The 24,836-nt window shown below is 64.9% G+C and carries 26 protein-coding genes and 1 tRNA gene; 13 read left to right on the forward strand and 14 right to left on the reverse strand.

Annotation, left to right across the window (positions count from 1 at the left end):
• The first annotated feature begins 115 nt into the window (after positions 1–115).
• The gene (locus RPS27_RS15290; protein ID WP_212068043.1) at positions 116–679 is read left to right on the forward strand and encodes a chlorite dismutase family protein; all 564 of its coding nucleotides are present in this window, start codon (positions 116–118) and stop codon (positions 677–679) included.
• Here the strand turns inward: RPS27_RS15290 and RPS27_RS15295 are convergent.
• On the reverse strand, positions 676–1,074 hold the full coding sequence (locus RPS27_RS15295) for a gamma-glutamylcyclotransferase (protein WP_211418421.1): 399 nt from the start codon (positions 1,072–1,074) through the stop codon (positions 676–678). The genes RPS27_RS15290 and RPS27_RS15295 overlap by 4 nt on opposite strands.
• 75 nt (positions 1,075–1,149) lie before the next feature.
• On the opposite strand from RPS27_RS15295, the gene RPS27_RS15300 reads away from it, so the two are divergent.
• Positions 1,150–1,956: an N-formylglutamate amidohydrolase gene (locus RPS27_RS15300; RefSeq protein WP_313754107.1), complete on the forward strand. Its 807-nt coding sequence runs from the start codon at positions 1,150–1,152 to the stop codon at positions 1,954–1,956.
• Here the strand turns inward: RPS27_RS15300 and RPS27_RS15305 are convergent.
• The 3 genes from RPS27_RS15305 to RPS27_RS15315 form a co-directional block, all read right to left on the reverse strand.
• Positions 1,953–2,936 carry a DUF3592 domain-containing protein gene (locus RPS27_RS15305; RefSeq protein ID WP_212068041.1) on the reverse strand — a complete coding sequence of 328 codons (984 nt, stop codon included), beginning with the start codon at positions 2,934–2,936 and terminating at the stop codon, positions 1,953–1,955. The genes RPS27_RS15300 and RPS27_RS15305 overlap by 4 nt on opposite strands.
• Before the next feature lie 82 nt (positions 2,937–3,018).
• Positions 3,019–3,639, reverse strand: coding sequence for a LysE family translocator (locus tag RPS27_RS15310; RefSeq protein WP_211418424.1), 621 nt, complete (start codon positions 3,637–3,639; stop codon positions 3,019–3,021).
• A gap of 67 nt (positions 3,640–3,706) precedes the next feature.
• Positions 3,707–5,155: an LVIVD repeat-containing protein gene (locus RPS27_RS15315; RefSeq protein ID WP_212068040.1), complete on the reverse strand. Its 1,449-nt coding sequence runs from the start codon at positions 5,153–5,155 to the stop codon at positions 3,707–3,709.
• A 129-nt stretch (positions 5,156–5,284) separates the two neighbouring features.
• Between RPS27_RS15315 and RPS27_RS15320 the strand changes: the two genes are divergently transcribed.
• Genes RPS27_RS15320 through RPS27_RS15330 form a run of 3 tightly spaced genes read left to right on the forward strand, consistent with a single transcriptional unit; the run spans position 5,285 to position 6,571 of the window.
• A complete protein-coding gene (locus tag RPS27_RS15320; protein ID WP_212068124.1) occupies positions 5,285–5,599 on the forward strand; it encodes a helix-turn-helix transcriptional regulator in 315 nt (104 codons plus the stop codon).
• Positions 5,592–6,059 (forward strand): SRPBCC family protein, encoded by a 468-nt coding sequence (locus tag RPS27_RS15325; RefSeq protein ID WP_212068039.1) that lies wholly within the window; start codon positions 5,592–5,594, stop codon positions 6,057–6,059. Before RPS27_RS15320 ends, RPS27_RS15325 begins: the two co-directional genes overlap by 8 nt.
• Complete coding sequence (locus tag RPS27_RS15330) at positions 6,059–6,571, forward strand: SRPBCC family protein (RefSeq protein ID WP_212068038.1); 513 nt, start codon at positions 6,059–6,061, stop codon at positions 6,569–6,571. Before RPS27_RS15325 ends, RPS27_RS15330 begins: the two co-directional genes overlap by 1 nt.
• A gap of 205 nt (positions 6,572–6,776) precedes the next feature.
• Here the strand turns inward: RPS27_RS15330 and RPS27_RS15335 are convergent, their stop codons facing one another.
• Entirely contained in the window at positions 6,777–7,550 is a 774-nt protein-coding gene (locus RPS27_RS15335; protein WP_212068037.1) for a DUF2189 domain-containing protein, read from the reverse strand.
• On the opposite strand from RPS27_RS15335, the gene RPS27_RS15340 reads away from it, so the two are divergent.
• Positions 7,543–7,704 carry a hypothetical protein gene (locus RPS27_RS15340; protein ID WP_313754108.1) on the forward strand — a complete coding sequence of 54 codons (162 nt, stop codon included), beginning with the start codon at positions 7,543–7,545 and terminating at the stop codon, positions 7,702–7,704. The two genes, RPS27_RS15335 and RPS27_RS15340, sit on opposite strands and share 8 nt — an antisense overlap.
• A gap of 106 nt (positions 7,705–7,810) precedes the next feature.
• Positions 7,811–10,027 carry an ATP-binding protein gene (locus tag RPS27_RS15345; protein WP_313754109.1) on the forward strand — a complete coding sequence of 739 codons (2,217 nt, stop codon included), beginning with the start codon at positions 7,811–7,813 and terminating at the stop codon, positions 10,025–10,027.
• On the opposite strand, the gene RPS27_RS15350 is transcribed toward RPS27_RS15345, so the two are convergent.
• The 7 genes from RPS27_RS15350 to RPS27_RS15380 form a co-directional block, all read right to left on the reverse strand.
• Positions 10,028–10,471: a hypothetical protein gene (locus RPS27_RS15350; protein WP_212068035.1), complete on the reverse strand. Its 444-nt coding sequence runs from the start codon at positions 10,469–10,471 to the stop codon at positions 10,028–10,030. It abuts the gene before it with no gap.
• Between the two features lie 2 nt (positions 10,472–10,473).
• Positions 10,474–10,842, reverse strand: a complete 369-nt coding sequence (locus RPS27_RS15355) for a YybH family protein (RefSeq protein ID WP_211418432.1) — start codon at positions 10,840–10,842, stop codon at positions 10,474–10,476.
• Between the two features lie 79 nt (positions 10,843–10,921).
• Complete coding sequence (locus RPS27_RS15360) at positions 10,922–11,389, reverse strand: MarR family winged helix-turn-helix transcriptional regulator (protein ID WP_212068034.1); 468 nt, start codon at positions 11,387–11,389, stop codon at positions 10,922–10,924.
• An 8-nt stretch (positions 11,390–11,397) separates the two neighbouring features.
• Positions 11,398–13,008: an acyl-CoA synthetase gene (locus RPS27_RS15365; protein ID WP_313754110.1), complete on the reverse strand. Its 1,611-nt coding sequence runs from the start codon at positions 13,006–13,008 to the stop codon at positions 11,398–11,400.
• 173 nt (positions 13,009–13,181) lie between these two features.
• The gene (locus RPS27_RS15370) at positions 13,182–14,318 is read right to left on the reverse strand and encodes an epoxide hydrolase family protein (protein ID WP_212068032.1); all 1,137 of its coding nucleotides are present in this window, start codon (positions 14,316–14,318) and stop codon (positions 13,182–13,184) included.
• Positions 14,319–14,445: 127 nt separating this feature from the next.
• Positions 14,446–14,901, reverse strand: a complete 456-nt coding sequence (locus tag RPS27_RS15375) for a GatB/YqeY domain-containing protein (RefSeq protein ID WP_211418436.1) — start codon at positions 14,899–14,901, stop codon at positions 14,446–14,448.
• Positions 14,902–14,952: 51 nt separating this feature from the next.
• A complete protein-coding gene (locus tag RPS27_RS15380) occupies positions 14,953–15,663 on the reverse strand; it encodes an alpha/beta fold hydrolase (protein ID WP_211418437.1) in 711 nt (236 codons plus the stop codon).
• A gap of 146 nt (positions 15,664–15,809) precedes the next feature.
• On the opposite strand from RPS27_RS15380, the gene carA reads away from it, so the two are divergent.
• The gene (gene carA, locus RPS27_RS15385) at positions 15,810–17,000 is read left to right on the forward strand and encodes a glutamine-hydrolyzing carbamoyl-phosphate synthase small subunit (protein ID WP_212068031.1); all 1,191 of its coding nucleotides are present in this window, start codon (positions 15,810–15,812) and stop codon (positions 16,998–17,000) included.
• 160 nt (positions 17,001–17,160) lie between these two features.
• Positions 17,161–17,682 carry a cupin domain-containing protein gene (locus RPS27_RS15390; protein WP_212068030.1) on the forward strand — a complete coding sequence of 174 codons (522 nt, stop codon included), beginning with the start codon at positions 17,161–17,163 and terminating at the stop codon, positions 17,680–17,682.
• Positions 17,683–17,836: 154 nt separating this feature from the next.
• Here RPS27_RS15390 and RPS27_RS15395 read toward each other — a convergent pair whose 3' ends face one another.
• The gene (locus RPS27_RS15395; RefSeq protein ID WP_212068029.1) at positions 17,837–18,358 is read right to left on the reverse strand and encodes a Dps family protein; all 522 of its coding nucleotides are present in this window, start codon (positions 18,356–18,358) and stop codon (positions 17,837–17,839) included.
• 104 nt (positions 18,359–18,462) lie between these two features.
• Between RPS27_RS15395 and RPS27_RS15400 the strand changes: the two genes are divergently transcribed.
• The gene (locus tag RPS27_RS15400) at positions 18,463–19,164 is read left to right on the forward strand and encodes a class I SAM-dependent methyltransferase (RefSeq protein WP_212068028.1); all 702 of its coding nucleotides are present in this window, start codon (positions 18,463–18,465) and stop codon (positions 19,162–19,164) included.
• 54 nt (positions 19,165–19,218) lie between these two features.
• Positions 19,219–19,294 (forward strand) — tRNA-OTHER (locus RPS27_RS15405).
• 114 nt (positions 19,295–19,408) lie between these two features.
• Here RPS27_RS15405 and RPS27_RS15410 read toward each other — a convergent pair.
• Complete coding sequence (locus RPS27_RS15410) at positions 19,409–19,780, reverse strand: ArsR/SmtB family transcription factor (RefSeq protein ID WP_211418441.1); 372 nt, start codon at positions 19,778–19,780, stop codon at positions 19,409–19,411.
• Between the two features lie 114 nt (positions 19,781–19,894).
• On the opposite strand from RPS27_RS15410, the gene RPS27_RS15415 reads away from it, so the two are divergent.
• Together RPS27_RS15415 and carB are read left to right on the forward strand one after the other, a co-directional pair.
• Positions 19,895–21,064, forward strand: coding sequence for an MFS transporter (locus RPS27_RS15415; protein ID WP_212068027.1), 1,170 nt, complete (start codon positions 19,895–19,897; stop codon positions 21,062–21,064).
• 142 nt (positions 21,065–21,206) lie between these two features.
• Complete coding sequence (carB, locus tag RPS27_RS15420; RefSeq protein WP_212068026.1) at positions 21,207–24,671, forward strand: carbamoyl-phosphate synthase large subunit; 3,465 nt, start codon at positions 21,207–21,209, stop codon at positions 24,669–24,671.
• The last annotated feature ends 165 nt before the right edge of the window (positions 24,672–24,836 follow it).

Genomic DNA, 24,836 nt, shown 5'->3' on the forward strand with positions numbered 1-24,836 from the left:
GCATATAGGGACGGCCCCGGGAAATACGAAGCATGTGTGGCTTCTCCCGGCTATTCACAGGTGAAAGTTTCGACGGAAAGCTTGAACCGCGCCCGGTTCCACGCTTCCATGGGCCATGTTCAGGACGTTTCGCGGCGGCCAGAGCGGGGGCTGGCGGGTGACCTCGGTTGCAGCAGTGACGGGCGAGCCCCTGCCCTTCGTACCGGCGCTGTCGGTCACCGACAGCGAGGCGGTCTCGTTGCCGCTGGTGCCCTCGCGCAATGCCTGGCGCCTGGTCGGCGTCGCCAGCAGCCTGCGCTACACCGAAAGGCCTGAGAAGCAGCAGCTCGTGGCCGTGCAGGCCGGGCTCGGCCGGCTGGAGGCCACCAGCGCGGCGCTGATCCCGATCCGCAAGTCGCAGGCCTGGTGGGATCTGACGCAGGAAGAGCGGCGCCAGATCTTCGAGGACAGATCGCACCACATCGCGAGCAGTCTTCGTTTCCTGCCCGCCATCGCGCGCCAGCTCTATCATTGCCGCGACCTCGGCGGCCCCTTCGACTTCCTCACATGGTTCGAATTCGCCCCGGCGCACGCCTCGCTGTTCGAGGAGCTGGTCGCGATGCTCAGGCAGACCGAGGAGTGGCGCTATGTCGAGCACGAGGTCGACGTGCGCTTGGTGAAGGAAGTGCTGTCGGCTTAATGCTCCAGGAATCGCCCGGACTCGATGCGCGGCAGATCGGTGACCGGCCAGTTGTAGACGTAGGTCCAGGCCTTCTCCGTGGCACCATCCGGCAGCGTCACGTCGATCAGCCGGCGCAGATATTCGGTCGGCTCGGGAAAGCCCTCGCCGCAGGCCTCGTACATGTCGAGCTCGGCCAGCAGCTCGTCAGGCACGCGCATCCGGAAGAGCTCGCCATGGACGATGTCGGTGGCCGTCTCCGACAGCAGCAATCCCGGATAGTGCTTCACCAGAACCAGCCGGCCGCGGCAGGTCGCCTCGCCCAGGAAATCCGCGTGCCCCGCCAGCAGCCGCGCCATCGGATGGTCGAAGCCGCGCATCAGGGTGCCGTAGACGAAGAGGCGATCGGAGGTCATGCTGTTCTAACGTTGCGACGTCGGTGCAATATCGTTACTCGTTTTCAACACGTAATCGTTTCATAGGCAATCAGGATGGACCTGCATACGGCCGAGGCGACCGATCAACTGCTCGGCGAGGGCGACATTGCGCCCGTGCATGAGGCGAATGCGGGAGGACGATCGCCCTTCCTGCTCACCTCGGATCATTACGGTCGGGCGCTGCCTCGCGCGCTCGGCGACCTCGGCATCGCGGAAAGCGAGCTCGTCAGGCACATCGGCTGGGACATCGGCATTGCCGGCGTCGCCGACGGGCTTGCCAAATTGCTCGACGCCCATCTGATCGCGCAGCGCTATTCGCGGCTCGTGATCGACTGCAACCGCCCTCCTGCCGCGGCAAGCTCGATCCCGGTCATCTCCGAGGCGACGGCGATCCCGCGCAACGAAGGCATCCCGGACGACGAGCGCGAGGCGCGGCGGCGCGAGATCTTCGAGCCCTATCATGATCGCATCGATGCCGCGATCGACGCCCGCCTGCACGCCAAGCGGCCGACCGTGCTGGTGTCGCTGCACAGCTTCACGCCTGTCTATGCCGGCGTCGCGCGGCCCTGGCACATCGCCGCGCTCTACAATCGCGACACCGTGCTGCCGCAGCTCCTGCTCAGGCATCTGCGCGCGGAAGGCGATCTCGTCGTCGGCGACAACGAGCCCTATGCGGTCAGCGAACTCACCGACTACACCATCCCGGTCCACGGCGAAGGACGCGGCCTCGTCAACACCGGCATCGAGATTCGGCAGGATCTGATCACGGACCCCTCCGGCCAGCGGCAATGGGCCGAACGGCTGGCGCGGATCCTTGGCGAGATCGAGAGGGAGCTGCGGCCGGAACTGCTGGTCGGTTAGCCGCCGCGCGTTGCGACGAACAGCGCGAGCGCGGCGAAGATCGCGGCGATGCCCCACAGCGGCCAGGCGATGCGGCTCGCGCCGTTTGCATCGAGCGTTGCCTCGACCGGGTTGTCGGGATTGACGCGGACCTCGACGGTCGCGCCGTCCTGGTAGCGCGCCATGAGCTTCTTTAACATCTTCTCGGACCCCGACGGGGTGCCGGCCGCAACGCGCGCGCATTCATTGGTGTAGCTGACGTTCTGGTAGCGATACGTGTAGGTCACGCGCCTGCCGAACATCTCGGTACCGCGGCGCTCGCCCGGCTCGCTGGCCTCGTAATAATGCTCGGGCGCCGACAGCTTGATAGTGCCCTGCACGACCGGCCAGCGTGCGGCCATCGACGCCTGACGTCGCACCCCATATCCCATCAGCGCGATAACGAGGCCGAACGCGCCGAGGCCGACGACGAGGCCCGCGAGATCGGGCCGGGCGATGTGGTGCGCGAGGTATGCATAAGTCTGGTTGAGCCCGAACGCCGAGCCGAACACGATGCCAAGCACGATCGCCGTGCCGATGCCGAGGCAGCCCCACAGTCCCTTGGGCAGGTCGCGCTCCAGCACGGCCTGCTCGGGATGGCGCGGATTGTAGTAGACAGTGACGATGCTTCCGGCGGGATACTTTGCGAGCTTCTCGGCGACCTCGAAATTACCGAGATCCTCGCCGATCGAGATGCGGCCACCGCGCAGCTTGCGGCCGCCGACCGCATATTCGTAAGTCACGTTCGCAAAATTGCGTTTCTCGAGGCGATAGCCGTCCTCGCGGTCGCTGTCGGAGATCCTGACCTCGCGCACCTCGGCGACCGAGACAACGACCTTACCCGGCGCCAATAGCCAGCTTCGCGCCTCGCGCACCTGCCAGGTCTTGACGATGGCGGCAGCCAGGAGGAGTCCAAGTGGCGCGAGCAGCATCGCATAGACGGTCCAGGGCAGATCGGGCACGGCAAAAACCTTCGTCAGCGGCAATGTCCGATTGGACGCATCGCCACTGCAAATGGTTCAAGCCGAGACGTGTCCGCGGAGGTTATTTCGCCCGGGTCAGCGCCAGCCAGATGCCGCCGCCGATCATGAAGCCGCCGGAGATGCGCGACATCATCCGCGTGCGGCGCGCCGAGAAGAATTTTCGCGCGCGGCCGGCGGCGATGGCGTAGAGCGCATCCGTCATCACGGCGGTGACCATGAAGGTCGCACCCAGGAGCGCGACTTGCGGAAAGTGCGGCTGGTTCATGTCCATGAACTGCGGGATGAAGGCGCCGAAGAACACCAGCACTTTCGGGTTCGACAGCAGCACCAGAAACCCTTGCAGGAAGAAGCCGCCGCGCGGCGGCGGAGGCGGCGTGTCGACATCAACGCCCTCGACCGGCGCCCAGATCAGCTTGATGCCGAGCCAGACGAGGTAAGCGGCGCCGGCAAAGCGCACCCAGTCGAACCAATAGCCCATGGTCGCCATCAGCGAGGTCAGGCCGATCGCGACGATGCCGATGACGATGGCAAGCCCGGCTTGCGCACCGGCCACGTTGGTGAGCGCGGCACGCGTGCCGTGGCGCAGGCCGTTGGCGATGACGAGAGTGACGATCGGCCCCGGCAGCAGCGCCAGCGCAATGCAGGCGGCGAGGAAGGCGAGATAGGCTTGCATGGACATCATGGGAGGGACTCGGCTGAAAGCGGTTTGAAGGTATTAATGCATGGGACGAGCGGGAACGGAAGCTCGCTCATCCATTCTTCGCCAAGCCGGCAGCCGCGCGCGCCGCTCCGGTCAGCTCGAGGATGTGCAGGCCGGTATTGGCGCGGTCGACGATGTAGATGTAGCCGCGGTCGTCGGTCTCGACATTGTTGGTCTGGATCGCCACCTTGCAGCGCTCGCCGCCTTCGATGGGAATGCAGCGCTTGTCGGTCGCAGCCGTGATCGCGGGAATGAAATAGCCGACCTCCCGGGGATGATAGGGATCGCGGATGTCGAGAGCGCGCACGCCAGCATTGAAGAAGGCGATGAAGGCCATCTTCTTGTAGTAGACCGGCGCCATGCTCTCGTTCGAGGAATGCGCGCCGAACCGGCCGCCGCGCTGGCAGAACTGCCCGCTCGCCTCCGGCACGGTGTAGCTCGAGATCATCATCGGCCGCGTCTCGGTGGTGACGTCGGCGAACCACACCATCTGCCTGGCTTCACCGCATTCGTTGAGGATCGCCTCGTCCACGATCATGACGATGTCGCGGGTCTTGCCGTCCTTGTCCTCGGAAAATTCGGCGATGGGCATGTCGAGCATCGGAAATGTCGTGTGCGCGCCGTTGAAGGCCGACATCGGCAGGCGCGAAATCTCGGGATAGCGCAGATTGTCCGGCGTCGGCTGCTTCGGCCCGCTCAGCAGCTTGTCGCGGTCGACGATCTGCAAGATGCCGCCCTTGTTGGTGCCGTAGCCGAAATAGACGCGGTTGCCATCGGGACCGGTCGAGATCGGCCCGTGCAGCTCGGTCGGCACCGCGCCGGTCGAGCCCGGCTCCTGACCCGGCAGGCCGAAGTCGCGGATTTTCTGCGGACGCGCGGGATCGGAGAGATCGTAGACTTGCGTCATGCGCCGGGTGCGCCAGTCGGGCGCGCCCGAGACGAGATAGGCGATGCCGGTGTCGCACTCCCACCAGCTCTTGTGCGTATCCTTCAGGCCGCCAATGCGCGTGATGAGCACCGGACTGGCGGGATCGCTGACGTTCCAGATCTCATGCGCCTCGCTGCCGAAGGTCCTGAGCATGTAGACCGCGTTGGGATCGCCCTTCGGCAACGCCTTGCCGTCGCAGACCCGCACCATCTGTGCGCCGCCGGATTCGTACTTGCCCTCCTGCCCCGGCAGATGCCGCAGATATCTCGGGCGCGCGGGATCGGTGACGTCGACGATCGAGGTGCCGTTCGGCTCGGCCTTGCCCGTCATCGGATTGACGGGAGCGGGCACGTCGTCGGTGCCGCCGTGATGGCCGATATAAGCGATCCAGCGATCGCCCTGATGATGGATGGTCGGCTGATAGGCGCTGCGCGCCTGCAGGTCGCTGGTGCCCACGAGCTTCATGTTGGACGCTTCGGGCGGCGCGCCGATGGTTTGCTTCTGGGCATGGACCGCCGTGCTGCAAGCAAAAAGGACGAGGCTTGCAGCAGTCAGGACGCAACGAAACATCAAAGTCCTCCCGGAACCAATCTGTGCTGGCTGAGCTTCAACGCTAACATAGCCGAATGCGGGCGACCAAAACACGATTTCGCGGCTCGCGCTTGACATGCAACCATTTGGTTGCGTATTGTCGTCGCCATGGATGAGGTGTTCAAAGCGCTCGCCGATGCATCACGACGCTCGCTCTTGGACCGGCTTCACGCCAGGAACGGCCAGACCCTGAACGAGCTCTGCGAGGGCCTCGCGATGACGCGGCAGGCCGTGACCAAGCACCTTGGGATTCTGGAGGAGGCCAGTCTCGTCACGACCATCAGGCATGGCCGCGAGAAGCTGCACTACCTCAACCCGGTGCCGATCCATCAGATCGGCGAACGCTGGATCAAGAAATTCGAGCGCGGCAAGTTAGCTGCGCTCAGCGAGTTGAAACGCCAGTTGGAGAAGCGCGATGAATAAGCCGGAATTCGTCTACGTGACCTATATCGAGACCACGCCGGAGAAGCTGTGGGAGGCGCTGACGTCGAGCGCGTTCACGCGCCAGTACTGGTTCGACACCGAAGTCAGATCCGACTGGAAGGTCGGCTCGCCCTTTGCCCTCGTGATGGGCGGCAAGGTCACGGACACCGGCGAGATCCTCGAGGCCGACCGGCCGCGGCGACTGTCCTACACGTTCAAGCACGAATTGATGGAGGAGATGCGGAACGAAGCGGCGACGAGGGTCGTCTTCACTCTGGCGCCCTTTGGCAATCTCGTGAAGCTGACGGTGACGCACGAAGGATTCGCCGCGGGCAGCAAGCTGCTCGACGGCATCTCCAAAGGCTGGCCGGCCATCCTGTCCGGGCTCAAGAGCCTGCTGGAAACCGGCAAGGCGCCGACGATCCCGCCCGCCGCGCTCGGCATCGAAGGATTTGCGTGATGAATATCGAGCAATTCAAGCCGCTGACCGTCTACACCATCTACATCGCCTCCACGCCGGAGAAGGTGTGGGAGGCGCTGACCTCGGCGGAGTTCAGCCGAAAGTATTTCTCCGGCTTTGCGGTCGAGATGGAGCCGAAGCTCGGCGGCCGTTTCATCGTGCGCGCACCCGACGGCTCCGAGCACATCAGCGGCGAAGTGTTCGAATACGATCCGCCGAGGAAGCTCACGGTGAGCTGGAACGTCAATTGGCCGGACCTCGTCGCCAAGCTCGGCTCCACGCTCGTCACCTACGAGATCGAGGCAGCCGGTGAAGCCGTCCGTCTCGCCATGAGCGAGCGCCACGACCGCGAACTCAGCGCCGACATCCTGTCCGGCGGCCGCACCGGCTGGCCCGCGATCCTCTCCGGATTGAAGAGCCTGCTGGAAACAGGCAAGGCGCCGCATATCAAGATGTCCCCGCCGGCGAAGATGCTGGACGCGCTGAAGGCGATGGGGATCAAGACGCCGTAGGTGCGGAGGGACAAGCAGCGGCCGCTTCTTCCCCTCTCCCCCTTGCGGGAGAGGGTGGCTCGCCGCGATAGCGGCGAGACGGGTGAGGGGTATTTATCAACGAGCACTGCTCTCGCATCAGTGCATGCGGATAGGGACCCCTCATCCGGCGCTGCGCGCCACCTTCTCCCACAAGGGGAGAAGGAAGAAGGGCAGCGGAACGACACTACCCGACCGGCGCCACCAGCCGCCGATAGAGATGCCAGGTCGCATGCCCCAGCACCGGAAGCGTCACGATCAGCCCGAGAAAGTAAGGCAGCGCCGAGACGATCAGCAGCATCACGATCACGGCGGCCCAGGAGATCATCGGCAACGGGCTCGTCACCACCGCGCGCACGCTCGTCACCATCGCCGTGACGAAATCGACCTCACGGTCGAGCAGCAGCGGAAACGACACCACGGTCAGCGAGAACAGGATCAGCGACAGCACGGCGCCGACCGCATTGCCGATGCCGAGGAACAGCAGGCCCTCATTGGTCGTCAGCACCACCGTCATGAATTCCTGAAGGCTGGAGAACGAGGCGTGCAGGCCGAGCAGCAGCGCGATCAGGAGCCGCACCTGGTACATCCAGACCACGAACACGAACAGCGTGACGAACGCCATCCAGCCGATCTCGCTGCGCGAGCGCACGGCGGACCAGACCGCGCCGAAGGAGACCGGCTCGCCGCGCTCGCGGCGGCGGCTGACCTCGTAGAGGCCGATGGCCACGAACGGTCCGATCAGCGCGAAACCTGCCGCCAGGGGATAGACCAGATAGACCATGCCGAAGGCGGTGAAGCACAGCATGATGGCGATGCCGCCGGCCGCGTAAAGGACGCCGAAGCAGAGACCGTACAGCGGCAGCGCCTGGAAATCGCGCAGGCCCTCGACCAGCGCCTCGGCGATGTCGGTCACCGCGACGGGACGGACCACCGGATCGACCTTGCCCGAGATGGACATCAGCATTCCTCCCCACATCGGCGCGATCTTTCGTCGCGCGCAGATTGAACGCGATATTAGCGTTGCCGCCCGCGGGCGCAACTTGACGGCCGATGACGGGGCGAGAACGGCGCCGGCCCACGAAGGCGACAAGGCGGCGGCTCGAATTCTTTAGTCTTCTGTGCGATTTTCGAGCAGATTCCTATGGACTGCACAGACAATCGTCCGCAAATTTTACCTTCAAGCCGCGCGCGTGACGATCAGAACGGACCGCCCAACAGATGAGCCTGCGTACCCGGTTACTGATCCTCGTCATCGCGGCCATGCTCGTGCCGGCGATCCTGGTCGGGCTGCGGTTCATGCAGAACCGGGCCAGCGAGATCGACGCCGCGCTGGCCAATCTGGCCGCATCCGCCGACGACATCGCAAGTGATCTCGGCGAGAAGATCCAGGGCACCGCCCAGCTCCATTATGGGCTCGCCCGGGCCCGCGACCTCGACACGCGCGACAAGGCGGCGTGCTCGGCATTTCTGTCGGATGTCCGCGAGGAATATCCGCAGTTCACGGGTATCCTGACCATCGATCCCGACGGCCACCTGTTCTGCGACTCGCTGCGGACCAACCGCACGCTCGACCTGAACGACCGCGGCTATTTCAAAGAGGTCAAGACCCTTCAAGGCGTCGTCGCAGTCGAGCCGGTGTTCGGCCGCCTCACTGGCCTGTCCGTGCTCCAGATCGCCTATCCCGTGCGATCGGAGACAGGCGCGCTGAAGTTCGTGCTGCTCGCGTCCTTCAACCTGAACAAGTTCGCCGAGTTTCACGACAAGCGGCTGCTCGCGGAGAAGGACATCCTGTTCGTCGACGCCAAGGGAACGGTGCTGGCCGCCCCCAAGGGCGGCGGCTGGAGCGTGCCCGTCGGCGGATCGATCGCCGGCTCCGACCTGTTCCGCTTCGCCGCAGCGCCCGATGGCGAGCCATTTCGAGAGGTCACCGACGGCGGGGGCTGGGGCGTTGCCCGCTCGCCGGCGATCCGCAAGGCCGGCCTCTACATCCTGGTCGGGCGATCCAAGGACGTCCTGGTCGCGGCCGCGAACCGCCGACTTTACGAGGACATGGCAATTCTCGCGGTGGCCTCGCTGCTGCTCCTCGGCGGCCTCTGGATCCTCACGACCGTGAGCATCGGACGTCAGGTCGGGCGGCTCGCTGCCATGGCGAAGCGCCTCGGGCGCGGTGATCTCAGCGCGCGCATTCCAGAGCCTCACCCGGGCGGAGAGCTCGGCGGATTGATGACCCTGCTCAACAGCACGGCGGAATCGCTCGAGCAGCAGCGTGCCGCGATCGCCGATCTCAGCCACAAGCTAAGCCAATCCCAGAAGATGGAAGCGATGGGCCAGCTCACCGGCGGCGTGGCGCATGATTTCAACAATCTCCTGACCGTCATTCTCGGCAATTCGGAACATCTCGCCGACAGGCTGGCGGGCAACAAGGAATTGCACCGGATCGCCAACGACATTGCGACCGCCGCAGAGCGCGGCTCCGACCTGACACGAAGCCTTCTTGCCTTCGCGCGCAAGCAGCCGCTGAGACCGCGAGAGATCGACATCGCCGAGCAGGTCACCGGCATGAAGCAGCTTCTTCGGAGGACGCTGGGCGAGCACATCGAATCGAGCTTCACATTCGCGCCCGATCTGTGGCTCGCCAGCGTCGATCCCGGCCAATTGGCCACCGCCGTGCTCAACCTCGTGCTCAACGCGCGCGATGCGATGCCTGACGGCGGCAAGCTGATGGTCGAGGTGAGCAACGCATCGCTCGGTGAGACCGACATCGACGTCAACGGCGAAGCGCGTCCGGGCGATTACGTCATGCTGTCCGTGAAGGATACCGGAAGCGGCATGAGCAGCGAAGTGTTGGGACGCGCATTCGAGCCGTTCTTCACGACCAAGGAGGTCGGCAAGGGGACCGGCCTCGGCCTGAGCATGGTCTACGGGTTTGCACGACAATCCGGCGGACTCGTGCAGATGCAGTCCGAGCCGGGACAAGGCAGCGTCGTCAGGCTGTTCTTTCCCCGTCTCGCAACACCGCCGAGCGAAGATCCGCCTCCCGCGGAGCAGACCGTCACGCAAGCGGACCACGAGACCATTCTCCTCGTCGAAGACGACGACATGGTGCGCGCCTATATCGAGAACGAGCTCAGGACGCTCGGCTACCGCGTCATCACGGCGTCGAACGGGCCCGCGGCGCTGGAATTGCTGCGGCAGAGCGACGACGTCCGGTTGCTGTTCACCGACGTGGTGATGCCCGGCGGCATGTTCGGGCCGGAGCTCGCAAGACAAGCCACCGTGCTGCGGCCCGATCTCAAGGTGCTCTTCACCTCGGGCTACAGCCAGGATCCCGTCAAGACGCCGGACGGGATCGACGCCCGCATTCTGACAAAGCCGTTCCGACGACAGGATCTTGCCGCGATGCTGCGGTCCGCCCTGGCGGCGGCGCCGCGATAGTCAGGAGCGCGACGCGAGCAGAATCCCCACGGCGAGATTGGCCGCAAACAGACCCGCGTCGATGACGAAGATCCGCAGCATCGGACCCTTCAGCACCGGCCAGTAGGCCACCCCGACGCGGCCGCCGCGCATCAGCACCGGAACGTTGTAGACGAACTGGCTGAAATGGCAGGCGGCAAAGAACAGGAACAGCACGATCTGCGCCTCGACCGGCTGGAAGAAGGACGGACGCGCCGCCAGAAGGTAGAACGACAGCAGACCGATCGGCAGGTTCATGCCGCCGAGGAACGCAACGCTGGCCGCCAGGGTCGGCGCGATCGGATTGCCGCGCTCCTCCCGCGGCAGCAGGATCTTCAGCGTGTTGGTTTGCGCGATGCTGAACTGAACGAAGGCACCGACGAACCAGAGCGTGTTGAGGAGCAGGACGATATCGGAAAGACGCATGGTTATTTCCCGTAAAAGGCTTCGCTGCGTACGACGCGGCCGGCATCGTCGAAATCCATGAACTCGCTGGCGCGGGTGTCGCCGAGCTGCCACCAGACGACCAACCGCGCGATCGTATCGTCCCAGCTCCAGCTCAATATCCTGAGGTCGGCGCTTTCGATGTGGCCATAGGCTTTCCGCCAATAGGCGCGGATGTTTTCGGCACCGCTCACGACCGGCGAGCCGGTCAGCGTCAACGCCAGAGGACTGCGCATCTGCGCGTCCTCGGCGAAATGCGCGACGACGGCGTCGATATCGACCTTGCGCCAGCTCGCGCACCATGCCGCGACAAAGGGTTCGGCGGCCGCGCGATTCATCGTCTGTCCGCTCATGACGCGGCCCTCCCCTCGCTCGATGGCGCGGAGAATGGCAAAGCACGATCTTCATGTCAACTACGTTGACTTGAGACTGTCAGTTATGGTCGGCAATTGCCTCCATGACGGCCATCCATGCCGCCGTACTGGACGACCCGGCGCGATCGAACGCCTTGCGCATGACGTTGCGCTCGTGGTCGGAGGCGCGCTGCTCGATGCGCTGGCCGGCGGCCGTCAGGCGCAGCAGCTTCGAGCGATGCTGCTCGGGCGAGCGCTTCGACGTCACGAGCTTGCGCTCCAAGAGCAGATTGAGCGGCCGGTTGAGGGCCTGCTTGGAAATGCCGAGGACCTCGAGCAGCGAGCCGATCGCGATGTCGGGCCGGCGCGCCACCACATAGAGGATGCGATGGTGCGGACGCGACAGGCCCTGCTTCGCGAGGTATTCGTCGGCTTCCAGCGTCATGCCGCGCCAGCCGTAATACATGAGCTCGAGCGCCGCATCGAGATCGTGCAGCTCGTCGAGCGAGGCGCGATGAAGTCCCGCGGCTTGAGAAGTCTTTGCCATCGTGGACGTCAGCCCTTGGCTCGCAGCTCGCGCCGCAGTACCTTGCCCGTCGCCGTCATCGGCAGCGTCTCGGCGAATGCGACGAAGCGCGGATATTCGTGTGCGGCAAGCTGCACCTTGACGAACTCCTGGATCTCGCGCGCCAGCGCGTCGCCGGCGCTGAAGCCGGGCCGCAAGACGATCCACGCCTTGATCGATTCGGTGCGGATCGGATCGGGGATGCCGACCACGGCGGCCATGGCCACCGATGGATGCTTCATCAGCGTGTGCTCGATCTCGGACGGGCCGACGCGATAGCCCGCGGTGGTGATGACGTCGTCCTCGCGGCTGACGTACCAGAAATAGCCGTCCTCGTCCTGCACGCCGAGATCGCCGGTGAGCAGGAACGCGCCGGCATATTTCTTTGCCGTCGCATCCGGATTGCGCCAGTATTCGAGCATGGTGACGGGGCACGGCTGGCGCACGCCGATGATGCCGCGCTGGCCGCGCGGCAATTCCTCGCCCTTGTCGTTGAAGATGCGGACGTCGAAGCCCGGCGTCGCCTTGCCCATCGCGCCGGGGCGGATCGGAAACAGATTTGAGTTGCTGCCGATCACGAGATTGCACTCGGTCTGGCCGAACACCTCATGCGCGTCGATCCCGAAGGTCTCGCGCACCCAGCCGAGCAGTTCCCCGCCGAGCGATTCCCCGCCGGTGAAGATGCTGCGCAGCTTGACGCCCGGATGCTTCACGCCGGCCTGCCGCATCAGCTTGAGTGCCGTCGGCGGCATGAAGACGTTGCGGACGCCGAGATCGGCCATCATCTGCATCGCCGCCTGCGGCTCGAACTTCCGTGCACGATGGCCGACGAGGGGGATGCCGTGGTACCAGAACGCGAGCAGGCCGTTGACGAGGCCACCGATCCACGCCCAATCCGCCGGCGTCCACATGAGATCGCCGGGCCTGGGCAGGAAGTTGTGACACATCTCGACGTTCGGGAGATGACCGAGCACGACGCGGTGCGCGTGCAGCGCGCCCTTCGGATTGCCCGTCGTGCCCGAGGTGTAGATGATCAGCGCGGGATCATCCGCTGAGGTATCGACCCGCGCGAAGTCGGGCGAAGCGGCCTTGATTGCACCCCAGAACGACGTCGTGCCCGCAGGTGCACGCTCGCCGACGACATAGACGGTCTTCAATTGCGGCAGGCGATCGCGGATCTTCGCGAGCTTCTCCCAGCCGCCCTCGTCGGTGACGATAGCCTTTGCCTCGGAATTCGACAGGCGAAACTCGAGCGCATCCTCACCGAACAGCGCGAACAGCGGGATCGAGATCAGGCCGGAGCGGAATGCCGCCATATGCGCGACCGGCAATTCCAGCGACTGCGACAGGAACACCGCGACGCGATCGCCGCGCATAAGCCCGTCCGCTTTCAGCACATTGGCAAAGCGGCGCGACATCTCGGCGACCTCGTCGAAGGAGGTGCGGCTGGTTGCGCCATTGTCGTCGACATAGACCAGCGCGAGGCGGCCCGAGCCGTCAGCATGGCGATCGCAGCACGCCTCCGCCATGTTGAAGCGCTCAGGGATGTCCCAGCGGAAATTGCGGACGAGTTCGTCGTAGGTTGCGGCTTCGGTCAGCATGGGCCGGATCGTTTCCCGATGTCTTGTTGGTGTGTAGTGTAGAGCCACAGGGGCGCGGAACAAAGTCCCGTCATTCCGGGCGCCCGCGGGGCGAGCCCGGAATCCATCAAGCCACAGGAAACGCCGCCTGATGGATTCCGGGTTCGACGCTAGCGCGTCGCCCCGGGATGACGTTACCGCACCGACGCGAAAAACTTCCTGACATCCCGTACGAACAGCTCCGGCTGCTCGAACGCGGCGAAATGGCCACCCTTCTCCATCTCGCTCCAATGCGTGATGTCAGGAAAATTCGGCTCCATCCAGCGCCGCACCGGCGTGATGATCTCCTTGGGGAAGGCGGCCACGCCCGTCGGCACCTTGACGACGGGCGTGGTGCGCCGCTTGCCAAAACTTTCCCAATAGAGCCGCGCCGAGGAGGTCGCCGTCTCCGTCGTCCAATAGAGCATGACGTTGTCGAGCAGCTCGTCCTTGGTGAAGATGTTCTCGGGGTGGCCGTTGCAATCGGTCCAGGCCCAGAATTTTTCCAGGATCCAGGCCGCCTGCCCGCTCGGCGAATCCGTCAGGCCATAGCCGAGTGTCTGCGGGCGCGTCGATTGCTGCTTGGAATAGCCGGAGTCGAGATCGACATAATGCTTGAGGCCGGCGAGCGCCCGCTTCTCCTCCGCCGTCGGCTCGCCCTCGATGCGCGGTGGCGAGTTGAAGGACAGCGTAATGTGGATGCCGGCGCAATGCGCCGCGTCCTGCGCGCCGAGCGACGTCGTCACCGCCGAGCCCCAGTCGCCGCCTTGCGCGCCGTAGCGCGCATAGCCCAACCGCTCCATCAGCCTGGCCCAGGTCGCGGCGATGCGGTCGACGCCCCAGCCGGTCTCTTTGGGTTTGGCCGAGAAGCCGAAACCCGGCAGCGAGGGACAGATCACGTGAAACGCATCGGCGGGATCGCCGCCATGCGAGGCGGGATCGGTCAGCGGCGCGATCACCTTCTGGAATTCCACGATCGAGCCGGGCCAGCCATGAGTGATGATCAGCGGCAGCGCGGCCGGCTCCTTGGAGCGTGCGTGAATGAAATGGATGTCGAGCCCGTCGATCTCGGTGGTGAACTGCTCGAAGCGGTTGAGCTTGGCCTCACGCGCCCGCCAGTCATAGTCATTCGCCCAATAGGTGCAGATCTCCCGGATCCATTTCAGCGGCGCGCCCTGGCTCCAGTCGTCGACCAGCTCCGCCTCCGGCCAGCGCGTACGTGCGAGGCGCGATTTGAGATCGGTGAGGATGTCGTCGCTGATGGCGATGCGGAACGGTTTGATCGCGGTCATCGTGCCTCCCAGTTTCTTTTTGTCATTCCGGGGCGTGCGAAGCACGAACCCGGAATCCATTGAGCAACAGGGCTGGCGGCCTGATGGAGTCCGGGCTCGACGCTTCGCGTCGCCCCGGAATGACGGCCTAGCCCGACAACGCCGCCTTCACCAAACCGCTGGCCTTCCCAAAATCCATCTGGCCGGCGTATTTCGCGCGCAGCACGGCAATCACCTTGCCCATGTCTTTCATGCCGGCTGCGCCCGTTTCGGCGATCGCATCCGCGATCGCCTTCTTCACCTCGTCGTCGGCCATCTGCTTCGGCAGGTATGCCGAGATCACCGCGATCTCCTCGCGCTCCTGGGCTGCGAGCTCGGCACGGCCGCCCTTGTCGTAGAGCTCGACCGATTCCTGGCGCTGCTTGATCATCTTCTGAAAGACACCGAGCAGATCGGCGTCGGACAGCGGCGGCTTGCCCTGGCCGCGCGCCTCGATGTCGGCATTCTTTATGGTCGAGTTGACCATGCGCAGCGTGGACAGCTTGCGCTCGTCCTTGGCCTTCATGGCCTCCTTGACCGCATTGTTGATGTCGTCGCGCAGCATGATCGTGATCCCTTCGAATATCTGAGGCCTGATCTAGGCCGTTCGTGGCGCCTAGACAACCTCGGTTCCGAGCCATTCGGTGAGCGCACGCACTGTCGCGTCCGGCTGCTCGGCTTGCGGCAGGTGTCCGCAGCGCTCGAGAACCTTGAGCCTTGCGCCGGCGATGCCCTCGGCCATCTCTATCGAGAACGCGTTGGGAATGGTGTTGTCGGCATCGCCCGTCAGCACCAATGTCGGACAGCTGATGGCGGAAAGCGTCGGGCGCGAATCCACCCGCGCGATGATCGCGGCCTGCTGCCGCAGATATCCCGCGACGCCGACATCCTCGTCCTGCGCATGGACCAGCTCGAGGATCTCGGCATCGTCGCGTCGCGACGGATGCACAAGCTCCGGAAAGCTCTCCTCGCGGATGGCGCGGAGCTCGCCGCGCCTGGCGCGCTCCATCAGGCCGCGGCGGCGTGCGGTCGCCTCGGCGGTGTCGGGCCGGGCCTGGGTGTTGATCAGTGCGAGTTTCACAACCCGCTCGGGTGCCTGACGCATGATCTCGAGCGCGATGTAGCCGCCCATGGAATGGCCGGCGAGCGCGAAGCGCGGCGGCGCCTCGCTCAGCACCCGGGCCGCGATCGCCGCCATGCTGTCATCGCGGATATGGTTGGCGATCATCACCGGGCCGAACCGCCACAGCGCCGGGACGACGGGGGCATAGATCCGGGCCGAGGAGGCCAGCCCCGGAACCAGCACGATCGGGGTGGTCTGGTCCATTATTGCCTCGCAAGCCCCTCAAATTGCCGGAAATTATGCGACCGAGCTTAAGCGGCCGAGGAGGCCTGTCAAATATGCAAAAACGCATGTGAATCGGGCCTCTCCCGCTTTGACGGCGGCGCCCGCGCAGACTATGAAACGCGCTCATGACACAACATGACAACGATCCCGCCTGGCCGGACCACAAACCGACCGCGCTGTTGGTGCTTGCCGACGGCACGGTGCTCGAAGGCTTTGGTCTCGGCGCCGAAGGCCACGCCGTCGGTGAAGTCTGCTTCAACACCGCGATGACCGGCTATGAGGAGATCCTCACCGATCCCTCCTATGCCGGCCAGCTCATCACCTTCACCTTCCCGCATATCGGCAATGTCGGTACCAACGAGGAAGACATCGAGACGGTGAACATGGCGGCAACGCCGGGCGCGCGCGGCGTGATCCTGCGCACCGCGATCACCGATCCCTCGAACTACCGCGCCACCAAGCATCTCGACCAGTGGCTGAAGGCACGCGGCATCATCGGCCTCTCCGGCATCGACACCCGCGCGCTGACCGCACTGATCCGCAGCAAGGGCATGCCCAACGCCGTGATCGCGCACGCCAAGAACGGCGAGTTCGACCTGCATGGCCTCAAGGAAGAGGCGCGCGAATGGCCCGGCCTCGAAGGCATGGACCTCGTGCCGATGGTCACGAGCGGCCAGCGTTTCACCTGGGACGAGACGCCCTGGCTGTGGGACAAGGGCTTTGGCCGCCAGGACAAGCCGGAGTTCAACGTCGTCGCCATCGACTACGGCATCAAGCGCAACATCCTGCGCCTGCTCGCCGGCGTCGGCTGCAAGGTGACGGTGGTGCCGGCGACGACCTCGTCCGCCGACATCCTGGCGATGAATCCGGACGGCGTGTTCCTGTCCAACGGTCCGGGCGATCCGGCTGCGACCGGCAAATATGCCGTGCCTGTCATCCAGGACGTCATCAAGTCGGGCACGCCGACCTTCGGCATCTGTCTCGGCCACCAGATGCTGGGCCTGGCCGTCGGCGCCAAGACCAAGAAGATGCATCAGGGCCATCACGGCGCCAACCACCCCGTGAAGGACGAGACCACCGGCAAGGTCGAGATCACCTCGATGAACCACGGCTTTGCGGTGGACGAGGCCACGCTGCCGAAGGGTGCGACGCAGACCCACATCTCGCTGTTCGATGGGTCCAACTGCGGCATCCAGCTCGACGGCAAGCCGGTGTTCTCGGTGCAGTACCACCCCGAGGCCTCACCGGGTCCACGCGACTCGCACTATCTGTTCCAGCGCTTTGCGGACCTGATGCGGCAGAAGAAGAGCGCGTAGGGCGCGCTCTTCCGCAGCTGCTTTGACGACATCGAGCCCGGGCCTTGTCCCGGGCTCTTGTCATTCCGGGCTCACGCGTCGCCCCGGATTGACGGAGGAGCGAGGAACGCCGCCTCACGCCCCTCGTTGATCCCTGCTAGATTCGCGCAGGAGCCCCGCCATGTCCGTCGTCCGCGACAACGCCGAGCCACTCGCCATCGTGTTCGAGGACGACGGCCTTACGCCGAACAACATCCGTCCGTTCCTGGTCTACCAAGCCGCGGTGAAGCTTGATCCGAAGCAGCCGGAAGCGACCATCGAAGATCTGTTCGAGGCGAACGGCTGGGGCGGCACCTGGCGCAACGGCGTCTACGATTATCTGCATTATCACGCGACGGTGCACGAGGTGCTCGGCGTCGCGCGCGGCAGCGCCCGCGTCCGCTTCGGCGGCGACCACGGCCAGGAGCTGAACATCAAGGCCGGCGACGTCGCGATCCTGCCTGCCGGCACCGGGCATCAATGCATCAAGGCGAGCAACGATTTCTGCGTGATCGGCGCCTATCCGCCAGGCGCGAAGATGGAGATCACGAGGGCAACGCCGGAGAACCACGCCAAGGCGCTGAAGACGATTCCGCAAGTCGCACTGCCGCCGGCGGATCCCGTCACGGGGAAGGATGGCGCGTTGATGAGGCTGTGGCGATAGCCGGGAGAAGGGTGCCGTAGGGCGGGCAGAGCGGCTCGTCCGCCGTAGCTCGAAGAGCGAAGGCGGAACCGTGCCCACGCATTTTTGCGATCGAGAGCGATGGTGGGCACGGCGCGCGAAGAGCGTGCCTTTGCCCACCCTCCGACAGCTCGGCCTACGCCTCGTTGCCACCTTCCTGCCGCGTCGCCTCGAACAGGAACCACGTCCGCCGCTCGGTCTCGTCGATGAAGACTTCGAGGATGCTGGCGCTGGCGACGTCGCCGGCATCGTCGCAGACCTCATGGGCTTTGCGCATCGCGGCTGCGACGTGCTTGTTGTCCTGCATCAGCTCGCGCAGCATCTCGCGCGGCGGGACGTAGTCCTCGTTGTTGTCCTTGATGGTCTGGAGCTTTGCGACCTGGCCGATCGACTTCAGCGTGGTGCCGCCGATCTTGCGGACGCGCTCGGCAAGCTGGTCGGTGGTGGCGAAGATCTGGTCCGACTGCTCGTCGAGCAGCAGATGGTAGTCGTGGAAATGCCGACCGCTGATGTGCCAGTGGAAGTTCTTGGTCTTCAGATACAGCGCGAAGGCGTCGGCCAGAAGCACGTTGAGCGCCTCCGAGACCTTCTTGACCCCGTCGGGCGACAGATCGGTGGGGGTATCGAGATCGGGCGAGACCTTGTTGGTTTTGCTCACGGGAGACCTTCCTGTTAGGACGCGGACATTGACGGCGCGCCGTCGCACCCCTAACGCAAGGCGGGCAGCGCGGTTCCCAGACAGGAACCGCTGGGCGGGATACCATGGACGATTGGATCGATTATTACGACTCGACGCATACGATCTATGTCAGCAAGCTGCATCGCGACTTGCACTTCCAGATCATCGCGCGGGACATTATCGGCTACATCGCCTCGCCCGAGGCGACCGTGCTCGACTACGCCTGCGGCGAGGCGTTGTCGGCGAACCAGGTGGCGGCCGCGTGCGGCAAGCTGATCCTGGCCGAGCCAGCGCCCGGCGTGCGCGGCCGGCTGATCGCGCGCTTTGCCCCGAACACCAAGATCCGCGTCCGCTCGCTCGACGACGTCCGCAATATGCAGGACCAATCCATCGACCTCGTGGTGATGAACTCGGTCGCGCAATACATGGCGTCGGAAGAGCTCGATGCCGCGCTCCTCAACATCCGCAGGATCCTGCGGCCCTCCGGCAAGCTGGTGCTGGGGGACATCCTGCAGCCCAATGTCGGCATGTTCAGGGATGTCATGGCGCTGCTCGGCTTCGGCCTGCGCCACGGCTTTCTGAAGGACGCGCTGATCGGGCTGATCAGCACCGCGCTGTCGGATTACCGTCAACTGCGCACGCGCATCGGGCTGCAGCGCTACAGCGAGGACGAGATCACCGCCAAGCTGAGCGCAGCCGGCTTCGCGGTCCAGCGCGCCCACACCAATATCGGCCATAATCGCTGGCGCATGACCTTCATCGCGCGGCCGCCCCTGGTTCGTTAAGCATAACAATTAGCCGTTGTGGCTTGTCGCACTGCAATCGGACATGATCGCTGTGGCCCGGTGGCGGAAGCGTCTACGCGAGGGCGGTGCAACGCTCTTCATCCTGGTTCAAATCCAGGCCGGGTCTCCACGCTTCGCCCCTGCGTGGCTACGCGTGGCGTAGCCACGCGAGTCCCGAAGAGACGAAGCGTGTCCGGCGTAGTCGGAGCGAAGCGCAAGCGAAGACGGACTGTCCGCTCGAACCTCAATCCGCCTCGACCACATCCCCCTCCGACAACAAGTGCAGCCGCTCGGCATCCTTCGCCGCGGAGCCGATCACCGCGTCCAGCAGGCCCGGAAAGCGTGCATCCAGATCCTCGCGGCGCAATCTTATGAAGCGGTTGGTGCCGGCCACGCGCGTCTGCATCAGGCCGCATTCGCGCAGTTTGGCGAAGTGATAGGCCAGGTTCGACTTGCCCCCGAGCCCACTGAAATCGCCGCAGCAGAGTTCGCTGCTGACACTTTCCTGCGCTGCGAGCTGGTACACGATCGCCAACCGGATCGGATCGCTGAGGCAATCCAGAACCATCGGCAGCTCGATCTGCTCGCGGGTGGGGTGGAGAGGCGTGCGGCTCATGACCCGGAAATCATAGCGATGCGGCCGCAATGTTCAATAGTTCTTGAACCGATTGACATCGCCACCTTTGTGCATTCAATTGTTCAATAAGCGTTGAACATAGGGTGTGGACCAATGAGCGTGTTCTGGCTGGCCTTGGGAGCCTTTGCGATCGGTACTGAAGGCTTTGTGATTGCTGGGCTTTTGCCTGCAATCGCAGGTGATCTGTCGATTTCGGTCCCGGCCGCCGGCCAGCTCGTCACCGCCTACGCCCTCACCTATGCCGTGGGCTCCCCGATCCTGGCGGTGGCGCTGAACAATATCGACCGCCGAACCGTGCTGGCCCTCGCGCTGACGACCTTCATCGCCGGAAACCTCGCAGCGATGGTGGCTTCGAATTACGCCCTGCTGCTCGCCTCCCGGATGCTGATGGCGCTGGGTTCGGGCCTGTGCATGCCGACGGCCCTCGCCGTGTCGATCGCCATCGCATCGCCCGAACGGCGGGGCCGCGCGGTGGCGCTGGTCACCTCCGGACTCACGGTCGCGACTGTCATTGGCGTTCCCCTCGGCAATCTCGTCGGCAGCCTGCTCGGCTGGCGCGCGACCTTTGCCATGGTCGCCCTGATCGGCGCCGTCGCGCTGGCGGGCCTCCTGCTCGGCCTGCCCCGCGGCCTGCCGCGCAACACGGCTTCGCTCAGCGAGCGGCTCGCGGTGGCGCGCCACGGCAATGTCGTGGTCGCGCTTTTGATCACGATATTATGGGCGCTCGGCGGTTTCACCGTATTCACCTATTTCGCGGTTCCACTGCGCAATCTCGGCTTCGACGCCTCGCAGATCAGCCTGGCGCTGCTGGTGTTTGGCGGCGCGGCGGCGATCGGCAACATGCTCGGTGGCGTCCTGGCCGACCGGCTCGGCACGCTCACCACCGCAGCGCTCGGGCTTGCCGGCATGGCGAGCGCCCTCATCCTGCATTCGCTGGTCCTGAAGCTGATGCCCAGTCAGGCCCATTACGCCGTGCTGGGCGCGATCTTCCTCTGGGGCATCTCGGGCTGGGCGTTCTATCCGGCCCAGATCGCCAGCATCATCCGGATCGAGCCGCAGGCCTCGATGATCGCCCTCTCGCTCAACGCCTCCGCCATGTATCTCGGCTTCGCCATCGGCGGGGCCCTCGGCGGCGCGGTGCTGGCCACCCTGTCGCCCAACGACCTCGGCTGGATCGGCGGTGTGAGCGTAACGGCCTCGCTTCTGGTGCATCTCGCCCGCGGCTGGCAGGCCCGGCCAAAACCAGTCAAAATTGCCGGTTGATGGGCGTTTTTCGGGGTTTCGCCGCCCCAAAAACTGGTCTAAGACCCACCCGCGCGCGAGGGAGACCACCGCGCTCTCGGCCACAGGGACGCGCAGCAGCGCGCCCTTTTTTTGTGCCCAAATTCCAGTCCGGCGAGAGTTGATGCCCAAACGTACAGACATCACCACCATCCTGATCATCGGCGCCGGTCCCATCGTGATCGGCCAGGCCTGCGAGTTCGACTATTCGGGCACCCAGGCGGTGAAGACGCTGAAGGAGGAGGGCTATCGCATCGTCCTCGTCAATTCCAACCCGGCCACCATCATGACCGACCCGGAATTGGCCGATGCGACCTATATCGAGCCGATCACGCCCGAGATCGTCGCCAAGATCATCGAGAAGGAACGTCACGTCATCCCCGGCGGCTTCGCCCTGCTGCCGACCATGGGCGGACAGACCGCGCTGAACTGCGCGCTGTCGCTGCGCCGGCAAGGCACGCTGGAGAAGTTCGACGTCGAGATGATCGGCGCCACCGCCGACGCCATCGACAAGGCCGAGGACCGCCAGCTGTTCCGCGAGGCCATGACCAAGATCGGGCTGGAGACGCCGAAGTCGCGGCTCGCCAATGCTTCCGACCTGAAGAAGTCTTTCCGCGACAAGTACCAGGCGGCGCGCGAGAAGGCGTCCGGCGCAGCGCTCGAAGAGCTCGAGCGGCAATGGACGCTGGGCGAAGGCGACCGTCGCAAGCGCTATCAGGAATATGCGATGGGACAGGCGATGATGGCGCTGTCCGAGATCGGCCTGCCCGCGATCATCCGCCCCTCCTTCACCATGGGCGGCACCGGCGGCGGCATCGCCTACAACAAGGAAGAGTTCCTCGACATCATCGAGCGCGGCCTCGATGCGTCTCCCACCAACGAAGTGCTGATCGAAGAATCCGTGCTCGGCTGGAAAGAGTACGAGATGGAGGTGGTGCGCGACAAGAATGACAATTGCATCATCGTCTGCTCGATCGAGAACCTCGATCCGATGGGCGTGCACACCGGCGATTCCATCACGGTGGCGCCGGCGCTGACGCTGACCGACAAGGAATACCAGATCATGCGCGACGCCTCGTTGGCGGTGCTGCGCGAGATCGGCGTCGAGACCGGCGGCTCCAACGTGCAGTTCGGCGTCAATCCCGAAGACGGCCGCATGGTCGTCATCGAGATGAATCCGCGCGTGTCGCGCTCCTCCGCGCTGGCGTCCAAGGCCACCGGCTTTCCGATCGCCAAGGTCGCCGCCAAGCTCGCGGTCGGCTACACCCTGGACGAGATCGCCAACGACATCACCGGCGGCGCCACGCCGGCCTCGTTCGAGCCGACCATCGACTACGTCGTCACCAAGGTGCCGCGCTTCGCCTTCGAGAAATTCCCGGGCGCCTCGACCACGTTGACCACGTCGATGAAATCGGTCGGCGAGGTCATGGCGATCGGCCGCACCTTCCAGGAAAGCCTGCAAAAGGCCCTGCGCGGGCTCGAGACCGGTCTCACGGGCCTCGACGAGATCGAGATCGAGGGTCTCGGCCGCGACGACGACAAGAACGCGATCCGTGCCGCACTGGGCACGCCGACGCCGAACCGGCTGCTCCAGGTCGCCCAGGCCATGCGGCTCGGCTGGTCGAACGAGGACATCTTCAACTCCTGCAAGATCGACCCGTGGTTCCTCAGCGAGATGCGCGGCATCGTCGACATGGAGGAGAAAGTCCGGAAGAACGGACTGCCCGGCAACGCCTTCGGCATGCGCACACTGAAGAGCATGGGCTTCTCCGACGCGCGGCTCGCGGTGCTCGCCCAGACGACGGAGGCCGAGGTCACCGCGAAGCGCCATGCGCTTGGCGTTCGACCCGTCTACAAGCGCATCGACACTTGCGCGGCCGAATTCGCCTCGCCCACCGCCTACATGTATTCGACCTATGAGGCGTTCTTTGCAGGTGCGCCGGCGGACGAGAGCACCCCGTCAGACAAGAAGAAGGTCATCATTCTCGGCGGCGGGCCCAACCGTATCGGCCAGGGCATCGAGTTCGATTATTGCTGCTGTCACGCCTGCTTCGCGCTGCATGATGCCGGCTACGAATCCATCATGGTCAACTGCAATCCGGAGACGGTGTCGACCGACTACGACACGGCCGACCGGCTCTATTTCGAGCCGCTCACCGCCGAGGACGTGCTGGAGATCATCGCCAAGGAGCGCAGCAACGGCACGCTGCACGGCGTGATCGTGCAGTTCGGCGGCCAGACGCCGCTGAAGCTGGCACGCGCGCTGGAAGCCGCCGAAGTGCCGATCCTCGGCACCTCGCCCGACGCCATCGACCTTGCCGAGGACCGCGACCGCTTCAAGCGCGTGCTCGACAAGCTTCGCCTCAAGCAGCCGAAGAACGGCATCGCCTATTCGGTCGAGCAGGCAAGGCTCGTCTCCGCCGATCTCGGCCTGCCGCTGGTGGTGCGCCCGTCCTACGTGCTCGGCGGCCGCGCGATGCAGATCATCCGCGAGGAGAATCAGCTCAACGACTATCTGCTCGGCACACTGCCGGAGCTGGTGCCGGCGGACGTCAAGGCGCGCTATCCGAACGACAAGACCGGGCAGATCAACACCGTGCTCGGCAAGAACCCGCTGCTGTTCGACCGCTATCTGTCCGACGCCACCGAGATCGATGTCGATTGCCTCTGCGACGGCAAGGACACCTTCATCGTCGGCATCATGGAGCACATCGAGGAAGCCGGCATCCATTCCGGCGACAGCGCCTGCTCGCTGCCGCCGCACTCGCTCGATGGGAAGATGATCGAGGAGCTGGAGCGGCAGACCCGCGAGCTCGCGCTCGGCCTCGACGTCGTCGGCCTGATGAACGTGCAATATGCCATCAAGGACGGCGAGATCTACGTGCTCGAGGTCAACCCGCGCGCCTCGCGCACCGTGCCCTTCGTCGCCAAGGTGGTCGGCACGCCGGTCGCCAAGATCGCCGCGCGCGTCATGGCCGGTGAGAAGCTCGCCGATTTCAAGCTGAAGAAGGCGAAGCTCAAGCACGTCGGCGTCAAGGAATCGGTCTTCCCCTTCGCGCGCTTCCCCGGCGTCGACACGGTGCTCGGCCCCGAGATGCGCTCGACCGGCGAGGTCATGGGCATCGACCGCAACTTCGAGGTGGCCTTCGCCAAGAGCCAGCTCGGAGGCGGCACGCGAGTACCGCGCAAGGGCACGGTGTTCGTCTCGGTGCGTGAAAGCGACAAGACGCGTATCGCGGAAGCCGTGCGCGAACTGCATTCGCTCGGCTTCAAGGTGCTGGCGACCTCCGGCACGCAGCGCTTCCTGACCGATCAGGGCATCCCGACCGAGAAGGTGAACAAGGTGCTGGAAGGACGGCCGCACATCGTCGACGCCATCACCAATGGCGACGTCCAGCTCGTCTTCAACACCACGGAAGGCCCGCAGGCGCTGGCCGACAGCCGTTCGCTGCGGCGCGCGGCCCTCTTGCATAAAGTGCCGTATTACACCACTCTTTCCGGGGCCGTGGCGGCCGCGCAGGGCATCCGCGCCTATCTGGGCGGGGACCTTGAGGTTCGTACCCTGCAGAGCTACTTTTCGGAAACCTGATCGCTAGCGGCGGTGAAACCGCCGCTAAGTGATTGGCAATGAAGCCACAATGGCCGGAGGAACTGATCCGGCCATGCGGTTGTTCTGTTCCGGCGCCAGACCCACATAAACTCCCGGCGGGCGCGTGTTCAGCCCCGGGAATATCGACGAATCAAGGTTGCCGCG

Origin of the sequence: Bradyrhizobium sp. WYCCWR 12699, from assembly GCF_032144035.1 — a bacterium.
Classification (GTDB): domain Bacteria; phylum Pseudomonadota; class Alphaproteobacteria; order Rhizobiales; family Xanthobacteraceae; genus Bradyrhizobium.